The sequence below is a fragment of the Kutzneria buriramensis genome, assembly GCF_003387475.1.
GTDB lineage: Bacteria > Actinomycetota > Actinomycetes > Mycobacteriales > Pseudonocardiaceae > Kutzneria > Kutzneria buriramensis.
In genome coordinates this window covers 638,493-654,914 of sequence record NZ_QUNO01000002.1, presented here as the reverse complement: position 1 = coordinate 654,914, position 16,422 = coordinate 638,493, and the positions used below count along the sequence as shown (strand labels likewise).

18 protein-coding genes are annotated in these 16,422 nt (G+C 69.0%); 5 read left to right on the top strand and 13 right to left on the bottom strand.

Annotated elements, in window-relative coordinates; genetic code table 11:
- Positions 1-4 precede the first annotated feature (4 nt).
- Together BCF44_RS07640 and BCF44_RS07635 are read left to right on the top strand one after the other, a co-directional pair.
- Positions 5-445: a GNAT family N-acetyltransferase gene (locus BCF44_RS07640; RefSeq protein ID WP_116173408.1), complete on the top strand. Its 441-nt coding sequence runs from the start codon at positions 5-7 to the stop codon at positions 443-445.
- 61 nt (positions 446-506) lie between these two features.
- On the top strand, positions 507-749 hold the full coding sequence (locus BCF44_RS07635) for a PLD nuclease N-terminal domain-containing protein (protein ID WP_116173407.1): 243 nt from the start codon (positions 507-509) through the stop codon (positions 747-749).
- A 6-nt stretch (positions 750-755) separates the two neighbouring features.
- On the opposite strand, the gene BCF44_RS07630 is transcribed toward BCF44_RS07635, so the two are convergent.
- The 4 genes from BCF44_RS07630 to BCF44_RS07615 form a co-directional block, all read right to left on the bottom strand.
- Positions 756-1,088, bottom strand: a complete 333-nt coding sequence (locus BCF44_RS07630; RefSeq protein ID WP_116173406.1) for a hypothetical protein — start codon at positions 1,086-1,088, stop codon at positions 756-758.
- A gap of 24 nt (positions 1,089-1,112) precedes the next feature.
- Complete coding sequence (locus BCF44_RS07625) at positions 1,113-2,057, bottom strand: RIP homotypic interaction motif-containing protein (RefSeq protein WP_116173405.1); 945 nt, start codon at positions 2,055-2,057, stop codon at positions 1,113-1,115.
- A 109-nt stretch (positions 2,058-2,166) separates the two neighbouring features.
- A complete protein-coding gene (locus tag BCF44_RS07620; RefSeq protein WP_116173404.1) occupies positions 2,167-3,708 on the bottom strand; it encodes an LCP family protein in 1,542 nt (513 codons plus the stop codon).
- Positions 3,709-3,884: 176 nt separating this feature from the next.
- Entirely contained in the window at positions 3,885-4,595 is a 711-nt protein-coding gene (locus BCF44_RS07615) for a YqjF family protein (RefSeq protein WP_116173403.1), read from the bottom strand.
- Between the two features lie 187 nt (positions 4,596-4,782).
- Between BCF44_RS07615 and BCF44_RS07610 the strand changes: the two genes are divergently transcribed.
- The 3 genes from BCF44_RS07610 (at position 4,783) to BCF44_RS07600 (ending at position 8,551) form a co-directional block, all read left to right on the top strand.
- The gene (locus BCF44_RS07610; protein ID WP_170217383.1) at positions 4,783-6,153 is read left to right on the top strand and encodes a radical SAM/SPASM domain-containing protein; all 1,371 of its coding nucleotides are present in this window, start codon (positions 4,783-4,785) and stop codon (positions 6,151-6,153) included.
- Between the two features lie 158 nt (positions 6,154-6,311).
- A complete protein-coding gene (locus BCF44_RS07605; RefSeq protein ID WP_116173401.1) occupies positions 6,312-7,196 on the top strand; it encodes a proline iminopeptidase-family hydrolase in 885 nt (294 codons plus the stop codon).
- Positions 7,193-8,551, top strand: a complete 1,359-nt coding sequence (locus BCF44_RS07600) for an APC family permease (RefSeq protein ID WP_116173400.1) — start codon at positions 7,193-7,195, stop codon at positions 8,549-8,551. Before BCF44_RS07605 ends, BCF44_RS07600 begins: the two co-directional genes overlap by 4 nt.
- On the opposite strand, the gene BCF44_RS07595 is transcribed toward BCF44_RS07600, so the two are convergent.
- From BCF44_RS07595 to BCF44_RS07555, 9 genes are all read right to left on the bottom strand, one after another.
- Positions 8,548-8,868 (bottom strand): putative quinol monooxygenase, encoded by a 321-nt coding sequence (locus BCF44_RS07595; RefSeq protein ID WP_116173399.1) that lies wholly within the window; start codon positions 8,866-8,868, stop codon positions 8,548-8,550. The genes BCF44_RS07600 and BCF44_RS07595 overlap by 4 nt on opposite strands.
- Positions 8,865-9,068, bottom strand: coding sequence for a hypothetical protein (locus tag BCF44_RS07590; protein ID WP_116173398.1), 204 nt, complete (start codon positions 9,066-9,068; stop codon positions 8,865-8,867). Before BCF44_RS07590 ends, BCF44_RS07595 begins: the two co-directional genes overlap by 4 nt.
- Positions 9,065-10,309 carry an Nramp family divalent metal transporter gene (locus BCF44_RS07585; protein WP_342775577.1) on the bottom strand — a complete coding sequence of 415 codons (1,245 nt, stop codon included), beginning with the start codon at positions 10,307-10,309 and terminating at the stop codon, positions 9,065-9,067. The genes BCF44_RS07590 and BCF44_RS07585 overlap by 4 nt, the downstream gene beginning before the upstream one ends.
- A gap of 74 nt (positions 10,310-10,383) precedes the next feature.
- Positions 10,384-12,075, bottom strand: coding sequence for a chaperonin GroEL (gene groL / locus BCF44_RS07580; RefSeq protein WP_116173397.1), 1,692 nt, complete (start codon positions 12,073-12,075; stop codon positions 10,384-10,386).
- A 15-nt stretch (positions 12,076-12,090) separates the two neighbouring features.
- Complete coding sequence (locus BCF44_RS07575) at positions 12,091-13,116, bottom strand: NAD(P)-dependent alcohol dehydrogenase (protein ID WP_116173396.1); 1,026 nt, start codon at positions 13,114-13,116, stop codon at positions 12,091-12,093.
- Positions 13,113-13,826 carry an iron-sulfur cluster assembly protein gene (locus BCF44_RS07570; protein ID WP_116173395.1) on the bottom strand — a complete coding sequence of 238 codons (714 nt, stop codon included), beginning with the start codon at positions 13,824-13,826 and terminating at the stop codon, positions 13,113-13,115. Before BCF44_RS07570 ends, BCF44_RS07575 begins: the two co-directional genes overlap by 4 nt.
- Positions 13,823-14,857, bottom strand: coding sequence for an amidohydrolase family protein (locus BCF44_RS07565; protein WP_116173394.1), 1,035 nt, complete (start codon positions 14,855-14,857; stop codon positions 13,823-13,825). Before BCF44_RS07565 ends, BCF44_RS07570 begins: the two co-directional genes overlap by 4 nt.
- Before the next feature lie 8 nt (positions 14,858-14,865).
- Positions 14,866-15,237, bottom strand: coding sequence for a propane 2-monooxygenase effector subunit MimD (gene mimD, locus BCF44_RS07560; RefSeq protein WP_116173393.1), 372 nt, complete (start codon positions 15,235-15,237; stop codon positions 14,866-14,868).
- Positions 15,234-16,415 (bottom strand): ferritin family protein, encoded by a 1,182-nt coding sequence (locus BCF44_RS07555; RefSeq protein WP_116173392.1) that lies wholly within the window; start codon positions 16,413-16,415, stop codon positions 15,234-15,236. The genes mimD and BCF44_RS07555 overlap by 4 nt, the downstream gene beginning before the upstream one ends.
- Positions 16,416-16,422 lie beyond the last annotated feature (7 nt).

Genomic DNA, 16,422 nt, shown 5'->3' with positions numbered 1-16,422 from the left:
GCCGGTGAGCATCGAGGTCGAGGTACTGACTGAGGTCACCGACGACGTGGCGGCCGCGTTCGCGCGGCTGCTGCCGCAGTTGTCGACGTCCGCCGCGCCGCTGTCCCCGGCGGCGCTGGCGGAGATCGTCGGACACCAGGCGAACACCGTGCTGGTCGCCCTTTCCGACGGCGTTGTCGTCGGCACCCTGACGTTGGTGATGTACCCGATTCCGACCGGTCTTCGGGCCCACATCGACGATGTCGTCGTGGATTCTCTTGCGCGCGGCAAGGGCGTCGGCGAGGCGTTGACCCTCGCGGCCATTCGCGTCGCCTCGGAGGCCGGCTGCCGGACCGTCGACCTCACCTCGCGACCCTCGCGCGACGCCGCCAACCGCCTCTACCAGCGCCTCGGCTTCCAGCTGCGCGACTCCAACGTCTACCGCTACGCCATCCACCAAAAGTAGTACGCGGCGATCACGCGCGGGATCGATGCCGGCTGAGGTCGGCCGCCTCTAGCGTGGTGTCATGTCACACCTCGCGCAGCTCAGCCAGGACGCCGTCGCCCACGGCCTCGGCGCCGGCCTCACCGTCGTGATCGTCGCGGCGGCCCTGTTCCACATCGTGTTCTTCCTGGCCGCGCTGTTCAGCATCCTCGGCGCGGACGTCGGCTGCGGCGGCAAGCTGCTGTGGCTCATCGTGATCTTCTGCCTGCCGTTCTTCGGCAGCCTGCTCTGGTTCGTCGCGGGCAGGCCGCGCCGGGGGTACTGACGCCCGTCAGTGGAACGTGTTGTGCTGGGTGGTGAAGTCTCCGACAACGACGCCCTTGTTGAACATGACGGAATTGGTGACGAGTTCGGAATCCCGTCCCGCGCCGATCGCGGCCAGCAGCTCGGTCAGCTCCCGCCGGGCACGTTCAGGGTCCTCGGCAGCGGTGGAGAGCGCCTCGGTCAACGCCTTCTCACTTCCCGCCGCATGGCGTTCCAGCAGCAACGCGACCCTGGATTTCAGGGCCGCGTACAGGTCTTTGACGGCTCCCGCCATCGTCTTGCTGAGCCCGGCGGACGTGCCCGCGACAAGTGCCGCGACAATGGCGTCGATCTCCTCCAAGATCCACCTCCAGGGATCGCGTGATTACAGGGAAAGACCTGGACCGCGGACGCCCTGTTGTTCACGTGCGGCCTCTCGCTTAAAATCCCGGACAAACGGATCCGCGTTCACACCGACGACATTCACACTGTCCTTGACCGTCAGCTTGTTCCGCTCACCAGCTTGGAGTCCGTCGACCCGCTCGTAGCGAGCCGGCCCGGCACTGACACTCAGGTCACGCGGCCGCACGGCGCGAAGCTTCAGGGCGTCAGGATCGGAATTCGCCGCCGCGGTGATCGTTCGGGACACCGCGGCGCGCACCGCCGACTTGCCATCCGCGATCTTGTCGGCGATTTCCCTCATCTGGGCGGGTGTGCAGAAAGCGCCGAGGTTTACGGTCGGCCTTCTGACATCGTGCACGAACTTGTTGCGCTGCGTACAGCGATCGCCGATCTGCACGCCTTGCGAGTTCTTGACGATCACGCGGTACCCGTGGTGGTCAGTGACGGACTCGGCCCTGTTGTCAGATCTGCTCGCTGGGGCATCGCCACCCATACCCCGGGCGAGGTAGCGCGCGATGGAACTGTCCATCGTCACCACAACGTCCCTCAGGTTGAAGCAGTGCTCATTGTGCTGGACGTTGTGGTCACCGATCTGGACCCCGCGGCAGTCGTCGACCACCAACGCGTTCTCGGCCACCGCGTCCGACAGGAGGCCGCGGGCCTTGAATGTCGACTCGAGGTCGACCTTGTGGAGCACGGTGTCCGCGGGTCGACGATCGGTGCCGTCGCCCCCCATGTCCTTGATCGTCGCCACCGAGCACTCAGCGGCCACACGACGAAGGAACTCGGGGTGGGCGACCAGCACGCAGCGCCCGCGCCAACGGGCCGCCAGCACTCCATCCCACAACGGCGTCAGATGCTCGAGTTGTGCCCATCGGACGACGGCCACCGGCAACGGGGTCGTCGGGTCGGTGTCCTCTTCGAACATCGGGCCTCCCAACGCGGCGAGTCCACACCAGGATCCGCCACGCACGTGCTTGATCGCCACGTGCCAAGAAGCTGGTTGAGTCGGATGGCTCAAGGGCTGACGGCCGTCGTCAGTTGATGCAGGGGACGCCGTCTGCGGTGATGGTCCCGGTTGAGGCGGTCGTCGTCGGCGCGGCGGCGGCGTAGCTGTTGAGCTGAAGTTGGGCGCCGCCGGTGAAGCCGTAGCTCTTGCTGTAGTCGCTGCCGACCATGACCCACACGTGCCCGGCGGGAATGGTGTCGTCGGAGAACAGCGGCAGGCCCCCGAGGGCGTCGGCGACGGCCTGCGCGGCAGCCTTGGCGCCGGGCGGGTAGTTCACCGTGGACGTCTTGCGGGCGCTGGCATTGCCGGTGGTGCCGCGGCCGAATCCCTTGGCCACGGCCTTGTCCAGCACGGTGGCGGCGAGGCCGCCGACGCCGGAGGCGTTGCGAACGTCCACAGTGGTCGACGAGTAGTCGGCGGTGTTCGGCTTGGCGGCGCCGGTGGTGGACGACGACGTGCCGGTGGCGCCGAAGGTCTGCTGCACGAACTGCTGCACCTGCTGCGGGTCCACCTGGACGGCGTCGCCGTCCTCGGGGGTCTGGAGCGTGATGCTGACGATGGGGATCGTCTGGAACTTGATGTTGCCTGCGCTCATGCCCTGCAACTGTCCGGCGAACTGGAGCACGTCCCAGCCCTGGTCGATGACCACGGCCTTCTTCACCGCGGCGATCAGGTCGTTGAGCTTGCCGGGGTTGGCCAGCGTGCCGGCGGACAGCACGGTCTTGGCCATGCTGGACATGAACGCCTGCTGGCGCCGGATCCGGTCCAGGTCGCCGTTGGGCAGCCCGTGCCGCTGCCGCACGAACTCCAGCGCGGCCGCGCCCTGCACGGTCTGCTCGCCGGCCGCGAAGTTGGCGCCGGAGAAGGAGTCCTTGACCGGCGCGACCAGGCACACCGGCACGCCGCCGACGGCCTGGCTGATGTAGTAGAAGCCGGCCAGGTTGACCGCGGCGTAGTGGGTGATCGACAGCCCGGTGAACTGCTCGACGGTCTGGATGGACTCCTTGGCGGCCGCCTCGGCGGACTTGGTCTCCAGGTCGGCGCCGGTCACGCCCTGCTTGGACAGCGTCGCGTAGGCGTCGTTCTTGGCGCGGCTGTAGGCCGAGTTGATCTTGTGCTTGCCGTAGTCGTTGGCGAGCTGCACGTACGAGTCGCGCGGGATGGAGATCGCGGACGCGGCGCCGCCGCCGGCCGGGATGTGGATCACGAGCATGGTGTCGGTGGTGTCGCCGCCGTCGTCCGCGCCGCCGGCGTGCAGCTGGTTGAGAACGTCCGGGGGCAGCGGGTTGCCCTGCGCGTCGGTCCGGGTGTCCAGGCCGACCATCAGGATGTTCTGCTCCTCCAGCGGAGAGGTGGCCTTGCCGGGGTCGATCACGTTCGCCGTCTGCAGGCCGTTGAGCTGGGCCAGCTTGGACCACGAGTACCAGGTGCCGCCGAACACGACCATCGACACCACGACCAGCAGGACCTGGACGGTCCGCAGGGCGGGGTTGGGGCGGCGCGCGGCGACCGGCCGGGGACCCCCGGCGGGACGCGGCGGCACCCTCCGCACGTCGAGGCGCTCCGGCATGGAGGCGACCCCCTCTTCCTGGTCAGCGGGGTCGCACGGGTTGGGCGACCCTTGTTCCTAGGACGTCCATAGTGCCTTGTCGTTGCACCCGGCCGGGCGGCGACCGCCCGACCGGGTGGCGGAAACGGGCAGCGCGGGCGCTATGGCACGAGTCGCCGACACGCCGAGTGACACCGTCACCCCACTGTGTCAGGAACGCCGAAACGGACGGCCACTCCGGGCGAGAACAGCACGCTGACCGGCGGTTCCACCGGCTTCGCGAGGCCGGCGGCGACGAGAAGCTCGTCCGAAATGTCCAGAAGTTCGGCCCGGCGCAGCGGCCAGGGCCCGTGCTCGTTGGGCAGGTGGAGGGTCCGGCCGCGGCGGACCACGTGCAGGCCCCATCGGGCGGTCAGGAAGTGCTCCAGCTCACTCGGCTCGGCAATCGGAGCGCCGGTCAGCACCCGCACGCGGCTCGCGGGGCCGCCGGCACGGCGTCGACACGTGTACGTGACGACCTCGCCCGCCCGGCTGATGCGCATCGACGACCAGAGGTACGGCAGGCCGACGCCGAGCCGGCCGACGAGCACCGGCAGCAGCCGGGCGGCGTCCAGCGAGCGGAACACCACGCCGCGCCGGCCGCGACCGTCCACTGAGTACAGTCGCACGTTCGTCTCCGGGAACGTCCCGAAGTACGGCGTGCGCAGCGCGTCGCACATTCGGAACGGGACAAGACCGACGTACGTGATCCCGTTCAGCGTGTCCGGCACGGTGCCGGGCGGCAGCAGCGGGGCGACACGGTCGGGATCGACCGGCCAATGAACGAAGGTGAGCTCACGCCAGGACTGCGTGAGCACCGCCCGGCGCACCGGCCGCGGCGTCGTCACGGTCACCGGTTCGACGTCCACACCCGCCAGCCTAGCCGACGGATTGCCCGAATCTACCCGGCCGCCGGTGACTCACGGGCAACCCTACGTCGGGAAAAGCCTTGCACGCCATGGGTTTCACCTCGTCCTACGTAGATGTGCGTATACGCAGGACCGCCCCGCGCGGACAGGATTGATGCCGTCAGTGAATCTGTCTGGGGGCTCGTCGATGTCGCAATCGTTACACAACAAGGCAAGCAGGTACCTGGTCGTCAGCGACGCGGTGTACACCGACCGCGGCGACAACCCGGTGCGGCTGGTGCTCAACACCCGCACCTCGCGGGTGAGCACCCTCGGCGACGAGCTGGCGCGGACGCTGCGCGGCGGCGATTGTGAGACGCTGTCCGCCACCGTCTCCGAGGAACTGGCCGATCTCGAGATCCTCGTGCCGGCCGACCGGGACGAGCTCACCGATGTGCTGGACGAGCAGCGCGCCCGGGCGCGGTCGCTGGCGTCGCTGAACTACCTGCTGGTGCCGACCGGGTACTGCAACATCGGCTGCGAGTACTGCGGCCAGGTCCACGTGCGGGGCAAGACGTCGGCCAACCACCGCGACGCCGTGCGGGACCGCGTGCTGCGCGGCATCAACCGGCCGACCACCGAGGAGGTGCGGATCGGCTGGTTCGGCGGCGAACCGCTGATGGCGTACGCGATCGTGCGCGACCTGGCGAGCCAGTTCGTGGCGGCCGCCGACGAGGCCGGCGTGCGCTACCGGTCCCGCATGACGACCAGCGGGTCGCTGCTGACCATGCGCAAACTCCGTGTGCTGTACGAGGAATGCCGCGTGGACTCGCTGTGCGTCACCCTGGACGGCGACAAGCGGCGGGCGCCCGGCGCCCGGTCCTACGACCACATCATGGGCGTGCTGTCCGAGCTGGCGGCCGCGGCCGAAGAGTTTCCGGGGCTGCGCATGACGATTCGCAGCAACCTGGACGTGATGAACATCGACCGGGTGGACGCCCTGATCGACGCCATGGTGGCGGCCGGGCTCAACCACCCGATGTTCGCGTTCGACCTGCACGAGGTGTACGCGTGGAGCAACGACCGGACGGCGGTGCGGCGGGCCAAGCAGCGGTTCGCGGCGGAGGAACCCCGGTGGCTGCGACGGATGCACGAGGCCGGGATGGTCACCCGGACGCTGATCCCGAAGCCGCTGAAGGCGCCGATCTGCCCGGCCGTCACCCGCTCGTCGGAGGTGATCAGCAGCAGTGGCGGGATCTTCTCGTGCGCTGAGCACCCGCTGGTGCCCGAGCACGAGCAGGGCGACGTGCTGGAGCTGGTGGAGCAGGCCGACCACAGCCGGCAGCGGCCGGCCGGGCGTTACGACGACTGGCACGACCGGGTCAACCGCGGCGAGCAGAACTGTTCCGGCTGCGTCTTCCTGCCGGTGTGCGGCGGCAGCTGCCCCAAGCACTGGGGCGACGGCGTTTCCCCCTGCCCCAGCTACAAGTTCAACATCCAGCAGCGCCTCGACCTGATAGCCGCCAGCACCGGCCTCGTCCCCCGGCGAGTCCCGCTCACAGACACATCGAACTGCTGAAGCTTTTTCACACATTCGGTGTGACGGTGGGCGGGACTCGCAGGGGTCCTCCGTCACGGCGGCGACAGTCGCCGGCCCGTTTCAAGGCCCCTACGTCCGGCCCTTGACGCACCCTTGCCCGCCTCGGTACTCCAGGAGGAGACGTCCGGGAGGGCAGCATGGCCACTGAGGGGCACGCGGCGTTCGGCGATCACCAGACCTGGTACCGGATCACGGGTGAGCTCGGATCGGGCGGCGTGCCGCTGGTCGCGCTGCACGGCGGGCCGGGATGCACCCACGACTACCTGCTCCGGCTGACGTCCCTGGCCGGCGACCGGGCCGTGGTGCACTACGACCAGCTGGGCAACGGGCGTTCCACACACCTGCCCGACGCCCCAGCGGACTTCTGGACCGTCGAACTCTTCCTCGCGGAACTGGACAACCTGCTGCGGACGCTGGGCATCGCCGACCGCTACGCGCTGCTCGGGCAGTCCTGGGGCGGCATGCTGGCCGCGGAACACGCCGTGCGCCGGCCGGCGGGCCTGCGTGGGCTGGTGATCGCCAACTCGCCGGCGTCCATGCGGCTGTGGTCGGCGGCCGCGGACCGGCTGCGCGCGGAACTTCCGCCGGACGTCGAGAAGACATTGCGCGCGCACGAGGCGGACGGCACCACCGACAGCCAGGAGTACAAGGACGCCGTGGACGTGTTCTACGAGCGGCACCTGTGCCGGGTGGTGCCGATGCCGGACGAGGTGGCCGCCACGTTCGAGGCGCTGGACGCGGATCCGACCGTCTACCACGCGATGAACGGGCCGAGCGAGTTCCACGTGATCGGCAGCCTGCAGGACTGGTCGATCATCGACCGGGTCGACGCGGTCGCGGTGCCGACGCTGCTGGTCAGCGGCCGTCACGACGAGGCGACGCCCGAGACCGTGCAGCCGTACGCCGACCGCATCCCGGACGTTCGGTGGGAGATCTTCGAGGAGTCGAGCCACATGCCGCACGTGGAGGAGCCCGAGCGGTTCACCGAGGTCGTCGGCGGCTTCCTGCGGACGCTGTCATGAGCGAACTCGCGGATTTCGGGTACGAGCAGGAACTCCGGCGCTCGCTGCGGCTGCGCGACCTGCTGGTGTACGGGCTCATCTTCATGGTGCCGATCGCCCCGTTCGCGATCTTCGGCGTGGTGTTCAACGCGTCCCGGGGCATGGTGCCGCTGACCTACGTCATCGGCCTGGTGGCGATGCTGTTCACCGCGCTGAGCTACCGGGAGATGAGCCGCGCGTTCCCGGTGGCCGGCTCGGTCTACGCCTACGCCGGCCGCGGCATCGCGCCGTGGGTCGGATTCCTTGCCGGGTGGGCGATCCTGCTCGACTACCTGCTGGTGCCGACGCTGCTCTACGTCACCGGCGCGGCCGCGCTGGGCACGGTGCTGCCGGGTGTCCCGCAGTGGCTGTGGGTGGTGCTGTTCGTCGTGCTGAACACCGCGGTCAACCTGGCCGGCATCGAGACGACGGCGCGGGTCAACCGCTGGTTCCTGACCGGCGAGATGATCGTGTTGGCGATCTTCGTGGTGGCCGCGGCGATCGCCGTCTCGGCGCGTGGCGGCTGGTCGTTCACGCCGTTCTTCAACGCCTCACAGTTCTCCCCCAGCCTGATCTTCGCGGCGCTGTCCGTCGCGGTGCTGTCCTTCCTCGGGTTCGACGCGATCTCCACCCAGTCCGAGGAGGTGCAGGGCGGGCCGCGGGTGGTGGGCCGGGCGACCGTGCTGTCGCTGTGCCTGGTGGCCGTGCTGTTCATCGTGCAGACCTGGCTGGCCGCGCTGCTGGTGCCCGGCACCACCGAGTTCGTCGGGCAGGACGCCACCAACCAGGCGTTCTACCAGGTCGCCGGCCTCGCCGCCGGACCGTGGCTGACCGTGCTGGTGGCGATCACCTCGGCGCTGGCCGCCGCGGTGGCCAACAGCCTGGTCGCCCAGAACGCCACCGCGCGGCTGCTGTTCTCGATGGCCCGGGACCGCACGCTGCCGTCGTTCCTGGCCCACGTCAACGAGAAGCGCCGGGTGCCGGAGCGGGCGGTGCTGCTGGTCGCGGTGGTCAGCCTGATCCTGGGCGTCTTCTTCGTCGGCCAGATCGAGTTCCTGTCCACGCTGGTCAACTTCGGCGCCCTGTTCGCATTCCTGATGCTGCACGTGTCGGTCGCCGCGTATTACCTGGTCAAGCGGCGGCAGCGGACGTACGGCATGCACCTGGCGGTGCCGGTGATCGGCTTCGTGATCATCGGGTACGTGCTGGTGAACGCCGACGTGGACGCCAAGATCGGCGGCCTGGTCTGGCTCGCGGTCGGCGTCGTGGTGATCGTCGTGCGCAAGCTGACCGGCCGGGAGATCAGCCTCAACCTGGACGAGAACGCCCGCGCCTAGCTGGGCTTCAGTTCGGCCATCTCCGACCAGCCGTCGCCGGGGATGGTGACGTTGATGATCTGCGGTGTGGTGGCGATGGCCTTGGGGAAGGCCGCCATGGCCGCCTTGAAGTGGTCGGAGGTGACGTGGGCCTCGGCGGCGTCGTTCCGGAAGCCCTCGGTCAGCACGTAGACGTGCGGGTCGTCGACGCTGCGGGACCACTCGAAGAACACGTTGCCCGGCTCCGCGCGGGTCGCGGCGGTGAAGTCGGCGACGAGGTCGAGCCAGCCGTCGGCGTACTCGGGGCGAACGGTGAACTTGACCACGATGAAGATCACGGCGAGCCTCCTGTCGGGTGGGCGATGCCCACGATACCGATGATCAACACGACCGCGCTGAGCGTGAGCAGGGTCGAGACGTGGGCGCACAGCCAGCCCACCCGCGCCCGCACGCACTCGGGCACGGACTGGAGCTCGGCGGAACGCAGCGCCAGGAACGACAGCGTGAGGGTGGCGCCGAGCACGGTCAGCGGAATCATCCGGTCACCTCCGCGACGACGAGGTACACGTTCAGCACGGTGATCAGCCCGGCGCAGCAGGCAGCGGCCACGGTCGTCAGGCGGCGGTTGACGAAGCTGCCCATCACATCGTCGCGCCGGGTCAGCAGCACCAGCGGGATCAGCGTGAACGGAATCCCGAACGACAGCGCCACCTGCGAGATGACCAGGCTGTCGGTAGTCGGCAGCCCCAGCGCCAGCACCGCCAGCCCGGGCAGCATGGTGATGCCGCGCCGCACGTACAGTGGAATGCTGCGGCGCACGAATCCACGCATCACCACCTGCCCCGCATACGTGCCGACGCTCGACGACGACACCCCCGACGCCAGCAGCGCCACCGCGAACGCCAGCGCCGCCCCGCCGCCGACGAGCCGCCCCAGCGAGTCGTGCGCGGCCAGGATCGGGTCGCCGGCGATCGGCAGCGACGCTGCCAGCGCCAGCATCGCCATGTTGATCAACCCTGCGGTGCCCAGCGCGATCAGCACGTCCACGGCCTGGGAGCGCAGCAACGTGTGCCTCGACAGCTCGCTGCGGTGATGCGCCCGCTTCTTGGTCAACGCCGAGTGTAGGTAGATCACGTGCGGCATCACCGTCGCGCCGATGATGCTCACGGCGAGCAGCACGCTGTCCGACCCCGCGAACCCCGGCACGAGCCCCTTAGCAGCCTCCTTGAACGGCGCGCCGACCGTCGCCAGGTCGTACGCGAAACCCAGGAACACCACCCCGAACATCGCGGTGATCGCCAGCTCGAACGGCCGCCGGCCGCGTTGCTCCAACGCCAGCACGCCGAACGCCACCACCGCCGTCAGCACGCCGGCGATCGGCAGCGGCACCCCGAACAGCAGGTTCAGGCCGACAGCCGCACCCACCAGCTCCGCGAGGTCGGTCGCCATCGCCACGAGTTCCGCCTGCACCCACAGGCCACGGGAGACCGGCCGCGGGAGGTGCCGACGGCACAGTTCCGGCAGGTCACGGCCGGTGGCGATACCCAGCTTGGCCGACAGGTACTGGACGAGCATCGCCGCCAGGTTGGCCACCAGGATCACCCAGAGCAGGCGGTAGCCGAAGAGGCCGCCGGCGGTGATGTTGGTGGCGAAGTTGCCGGGGTCGATGTAGGCGACGGCGGCGACGAAGGCCGGGCCCACCAGCTTGGCGGAGACGGCGGGCCGCAGCGTCGTCACGGTCGCCGGATCACGCTCGAGCACCGCCACCTCCAATTCCAAGATCAATTTGATGCGGGGAAGGGGGCTTTCCCTGCGTTGAATGCGGGGAAAGCCCCCTTCCCTGCCTTGACGGGTCAGGCGACTGAGGGGCCCATGCCCAGGGACTGGGGGGTGCTGGCGTCCGGGGACGGCTGGTGCAGGCCCTCGTCGAGGGGCCCGAACTCCGTCATGAGCGCCGGGCTGCCGCCCCACGGGGTCTGTTCCTCGGCGATCAGGGAGTTCGTGGTCAGCAGCAGGCCGGCGACGGAGGCGCCGTTCTGCAGCGCGGACCGGCAGACCCGCAGCGGGTCGACGATGCCCATCTCGACCATGTTCCCGTACCGCTCGTGCAGCGCGTCGAACCCCTCGTCGTCGGCGAGTTCCCTGGTGCGCTGGAGGATCTGCGCGGCTGGCAGACCGGCGTTGGCGGCGATCAGGAAAGCCGGCTCCGACAGAGCCCGCCGCACGATGTCGGCGCCGGTGGCGTAGTCGCCGGTCAGATCCAACCCGTCGAGCACCTGCTCGGCGTGCAGAAGTGCCGCTCCCCCACCGGGAACTATGCCCTCGGCCATGGCGGCCCGGGTCGCGGACAGGGCGTCCTCGACACGGTGCTGCAACTCCTTCAGCTCGGCCGGAGTCGCCGCGCCGACCCGGATCAGCGCCACCTTGCCGGTCAGAGCGCCGATACGTTCGGTCAGCACGTCCTCGTCGGTGCCGTTCTGAGCGCGTTCCAGCTCCGACCGCAGCTGCGTCACCCGGAACTCCACGTCCGCGGCGGTGCCGAAGCCGCCGACGATGGTCGTGGTGTTCTCGGTGATCCGGACCTGCCGCGCCCGTCCAAGGTGGGCCAAAGTCAGCGTCTCCAAGGAGAAACCGGACTGCCGCGAGAGGACTGCCCCGCCGACGACGGCGGCGAGGTCCTCCAGCTTGTGCAGACGACGGTCGCCGAATCCGGGCGCCCGCACGGCACAGGCCTTGAACGTGCCGTTGACGTGGTTGTGCACCAACATACTCAGTGCCGTGCCCTCGACGTTCTCGGCGATCAGCAGCAGCGGCCGGGGATCCCGCATCACCTTGTCCAGGATCGGCATCAGCTCCTGGACCTTGGTGATCTTCTCGCTGCACATCAGGATGTACGGGTCGTCGAGCACGGCCTCCAGCCGGCCGGGATCGGTGACCAGGTACGGCGACAGGTAGCCGTTGTCGAACTCGAAGCCCTCGACGAACTCCACCCGCATGCCGATCCGCGGCGACTCCTCGATGGTGACCACGCCGCCCTCGCCGACGGTGTGCAGCGCCTCGGCGATCACCGCGCCGACACGGTCGTCGTCGTTGGCGGAGATGGCCGCCACCCGGGCGAAGTCCTGCCGCGAGCTGACCGGGTGCGCCACCTTCTCCAGGTGCTCCACCAGTAATCCCACGGCGTGGTCGACACCCCGCTTGATCAGCACGGGGTTGCCGCCGGTGGCGATCACCCGCATGCCCTCGCGGATGATCGCCTGCGCCAGCACCGTCGCCGTGGTGGTGCCGTCGCCCACCACGTCGTTGGTCTTGATCGCGGCTTCCTTGACCAGCTGCGCGCCCATGTTCTCGAACTGGTTCTTGAGGTGGATCTCCCGCGCGATGGTGACGCCGTCGTTGGTGACCACCGGCGAGCCGGTGATCTTCTCGATGATCACGTTGCGGCCCTTGGGCCCCAGCGTCGACTTGACCGCCTCGGCCAGCTTGTCCACGCCCGCGAGCAGCAGGTCCCGGGCTTGCGCGCCGAAGCGCAGTTCCTTGGCCATGGTTCCTACGCCTCTCTACGGGGTGAGCACGGCCCGGCCGCGCACCCGGCCGGCGTCGAGGTCGGCCAGCGCGTCCAGCGCCGCGTCCAGCGGGTACTTGCGGGTGTGCAGCGTGACCTTCCCCTTCTGCGCCAACACCATCAGCTCGACGAGGTCGTTGTACGTGCCGACCAGGTTGCCGATCACGTTGCGCTCGGTGGAGATGATGTCGATGGTGGGGATGTCGAGATCGCTGCCATAGCCGATGACGAAGTGCGAGCCGTTGCGCCGGGTCATCGCGAACGCGTCCTGCTGGGCGCCCTGTTCCGCGACGAAGTCCAGCACCACCTCGGCCCCGTTGCCGCCGGTCAGGTCGAGCACCGCCTCGACGTGCTTGCCGTCGGCCGACACGGTGTGGTCGGCGCCGAGCTTTGCCGCCAGGTCAAGGGCTTCCGCGTTCCGGTCCACCACCACGATCGTCGTGGCGGTCAGAGCGGCCAGCGACTGGATGCCGATGTGTCCTAGGCCGCCGGCGCCGTTGACCACGCACACGGTCCCCGGATACAGCAACGGAACCGCCTTGCGCACGGCGTGATACGCGGTGATGCCGGCATCGGCCAGGGCCGCCACGTCCGACGGTTGCACGGCCGGATCCAGCTTGATGCAGGCCCGTGCCGACGTCAGCAGGTACTCGGCCATGCCGCCGTCGGCGTTGATGCCCGGGAACGTCGAGTTCACGCAGTGCATGTCGTCGCCGGCGCGGCAGGCGTGGCACAGCCCGCACGTCGGCGTCGGGTGCAGGATGACCGTGTCGCCAACGGCCACATTGGACACTCCGGAGCCGACTTCCTCGACCCAGCCGGCGTTCTCGTGCCCGATGGTGTACGGCAGGGTCACGCCGGACCGCGATGCCCACTGCTCCTCGATGATGTGCAGGTCGGTGCGGCAGACACCGGCCCCGCCGATGCGCACGACCACGTCGAACGGGTTCACCGCGCGCGGCTCCGGCACTTCCTCGACGACGGGCTGCTTGTGGTAGGAGTGCAGCCGAACGGCCCTCATCGCTCCTCCTTCATTCCGTAACGGCCGAGCAGCATTCCCCGACACACCCCGGAATTCGCCTCCTGGCTGACGCGAGTCAGCCGGGCGAGCCCGAGGTGCGTCCTGATGTCCGTGACCGCCTCCCCCGTCGCGGGATCCAGCACCAGCGGGGAGGAATCCCCACTGGGCAGACCGAGTTCCCTGCGGCGGGACCGCAACCGCTCCCGATCGGCGCCCTCCGGTGCGTCGCCGAGAGTCAGCGTGGCCAGGCTGAAGCGGTCGACGCCGGCGGCGATCATCGCCCGGCACACCCGGTCGGTGCCGGCGAGCACGGCCCGGCGCAGGAAGTCCGCGCGCAGGTCGTCCAGCTCGCCGACGGCTTCGCCGGGGAAGGAGCCCACGAAGCCGGACCGCCGCGCCACGCCGTCGTTGATCACATCGGCGGCGAAGTGGTCCTCCAGCCTCACGGACACCGACGTCACGCCGGGCACGGCGCTGACGGCGTCGAAGGAGTCCGCCACCATCAGGAAGGCGAAGTTCGGCGCGCAGAAGTACGTCGGCAGCCGCAGCCGCACGCGAACCTCCCCCTCCTCGGTGACCAGGCAGTGCGAGACGAAACCCAGCTGGGTCAACGGCTCGTCCAGCTCGGGGTCGAGCACGGTGCCCAGGGCCGACCAGACCGCCGCGAGCACCGCGGCGGCCTGGTCGGGGGTGCGAGTCACGGAGGTCATGACGCCGGCACGCCGACCGGCTCGACCTCGGGCGCGTCGACCTCGCACTCCGGGGGCACCTTCAGGTCGTACAGCCTGGCCGCGTTCAGGCCCAGGATCTTCTTCTTCGCGACCACCGAGAGCTTGCCGTAGTCGGAGAACTCCTCGCCGTCGGGCATCTGCCAGTCGACGAACCCCTCCACCTGCCACTTGGGCTCCCAGATGGCGTAGTCCGCGCCGAACACCAGCCGGTCCTCGCCGAGCCAGAACAGCAGCTCGCCCATGACCTTGGCGAAGAAGCGCGGCCGGGCGTGCATCAGGCCGCCGACCACCACGGACAGGCCGGCGTAGACGTTGGGCTCCTGCGTCGCCATGAAGCAGAAGTCCTCGATCCGCGGCAGGCCCACGTGCTCGACGATGAAGTTGAGCTCCGGGAAGTTGGTCGCCGCGTGGTCCACATCGGACACGTCGAAGGCGTCCTTGTCCAGGGGCCAGATCGTCGGCCCCTTGTGGACGTGGATGTTGCGGACGCCCAGTTCCTGGCACTTCTCCAGGTATCGGGCGGCCTCCGCGCTCTTCAGGCTCCAGCCCCGCGACTCGCCCTTCCACTCCGCGGTGTAGAGCTTGACGCCCTTGCATCCCCAGCGCTCGACCCGCTCCTCGAGCGCCTTCAGGCCGTCCTCGCCGTCGCGGGGATCCCAGTTGGTGTTCACCACGAACCGGCCGGGGTGCTTCTCGGCCACCGCCCCGTTGACCTCCGTGGTGTTGAACCCCGTCGTGTACCACTGGCGGAGGTTCGTCGGCTGGAAGATCGCGACGTCCACGTGGCCCTCGTCGAACAGATCGGTCATCATCTGCTCTTCGGAGTACTTCTGGAACTTCTCGATCGGCCAGTGCGTCTCGGCCGGGCCGAGACTCTGGTACGCGTGGAAGCACTCGATCCAGCCCTTGGCGAACTCCTCCTGGCCGGCCACCCAGTTGGCGGGGCTGGCGTCCCAGAAGTGGGTGTGGCCGTCGACCACGAAGTACTTCACGCCGTCCTTGACGTACACGCGTCCTCCTAGGACCGGGCCACGAGGTCGAAGTCGAGGTACTCGGCGGCGTCCTCGGGATTGGCGAACATGATCGTGCGGTCGTCCTCGTGGATCATGCGGCCGTAGTGGGTGGACATGCTCTCCTCGAACTCGGCCGCGTTGAACCAGCCCTCCTCCTCGCCGGCGGCCTCGTCGATCTCGGCGTACACCACGTCCATCCGGCCGACCGCGTCCACCCGGATCATCGACGGCAGCGGCAGCACGGTGACGTTGTCCTTGGTCGCCATCACCTCCGCGACGATCGCCCCGACCTGGTTGTTCATCAGGGTGAAGCCGCACATGTTGGAGGCGGTGTTGTTCTGCTTGTACGGGCTCTCGGCCGTCGTGAACGTGGTCACTGGCCCAACTCCTTCGGTGCGGTCAGTTCCAGCTCGGACAGGATCGCGCTGAACCGGCTCTTGGCCCGGTCCAGGCCGTCCTCGAAACGCGGCGGCTTGGCGTCCGGCTGCGACCACAGCGGTTGCAGCGTCCGCGCGGCGTGGACGCACCGCGGCACCCAGGTCTCCAGCCACTGCTGCATCAGCTTCCTGTTCTCCGCGCCGAACTGTTTGTCGGTGACCAGCAGGTGGAACATCGGCTTGGTGTAGCGCAGATCCCGCTCGGCGAAGTCGTACTCCTCGGCGCCGATCAGCGTCGGCGTGATGAAGTCCCCGTTGGACGGCGCCGCCTGCTGGACCAGGTTGCTGCGGAACAGCTCCCCGACCAGGGGCTCGAACACGACGTTGGCCGCGAAGATCGCCTCGCACCAGTCCCAGATGGACGTCAGCTGCTCGGCGGTCTCCCGCACGCCCTGCCAGGCCGGGTCGGAGTTCCAGGTCTGGATGTGCGCTCCGCCGTCGAAGCCCTCGATCTCCTCGCTCAGTGTGAGGTTGTACAGCGCCAGGTCCTGCGCGGCCCGGATCCGGTGCATGCTGTTCACGGAGATCGCGTTGTTGTGCATGTTCGTGGGGGCACGCCGGTTGGCGTTGGCGAACAGGTACAGGCCGAGGCCGTGGTCCACGTGCATCCACGCGCCCACGTGCTGGGCCACGAACTGCACCCAGTTGCGGTTCCACTGGTCGAACGCCTTGGCCTGGCGGGCCGCCTCGATGTTCTGGTTGAGCTGGCGGACCACGTTGGAGTTGTAGCGGTAGAGCGTGAGCTCCCACTCCTCGTTGGGGTCGCGGAACTCGTGCCAGCCGTGCGCCGGCCACTCGTAGCCCGCGCCGCCGGAGCCGGCGTAGCGCTCCGGCACGGGGCGGTCGCTGCCCCACGCCCGCAAAGCCGTCCACTCCAAGGGATAGCCGCCCTTGCCGTCGGCGAATCCGTACAGCCAGCCCTGCGACAGGTAGTGCCGGGGATCGGGCTGCACCTCGACGGTGACGTCCTCGTAGTGGCTCTGCTTGCGCTTGGCCGGCTTGAAGTAGTTGTAGCGGCGTGCGTCGGAGTCGGGGAACACCTTGGCGCCCGCCTCGGCGTCGGTGAACGCCGGCTTGGGCACGCTGCGTTCGGTGCTGGGCACTGCGGTTGTCGTCATCGGCTAA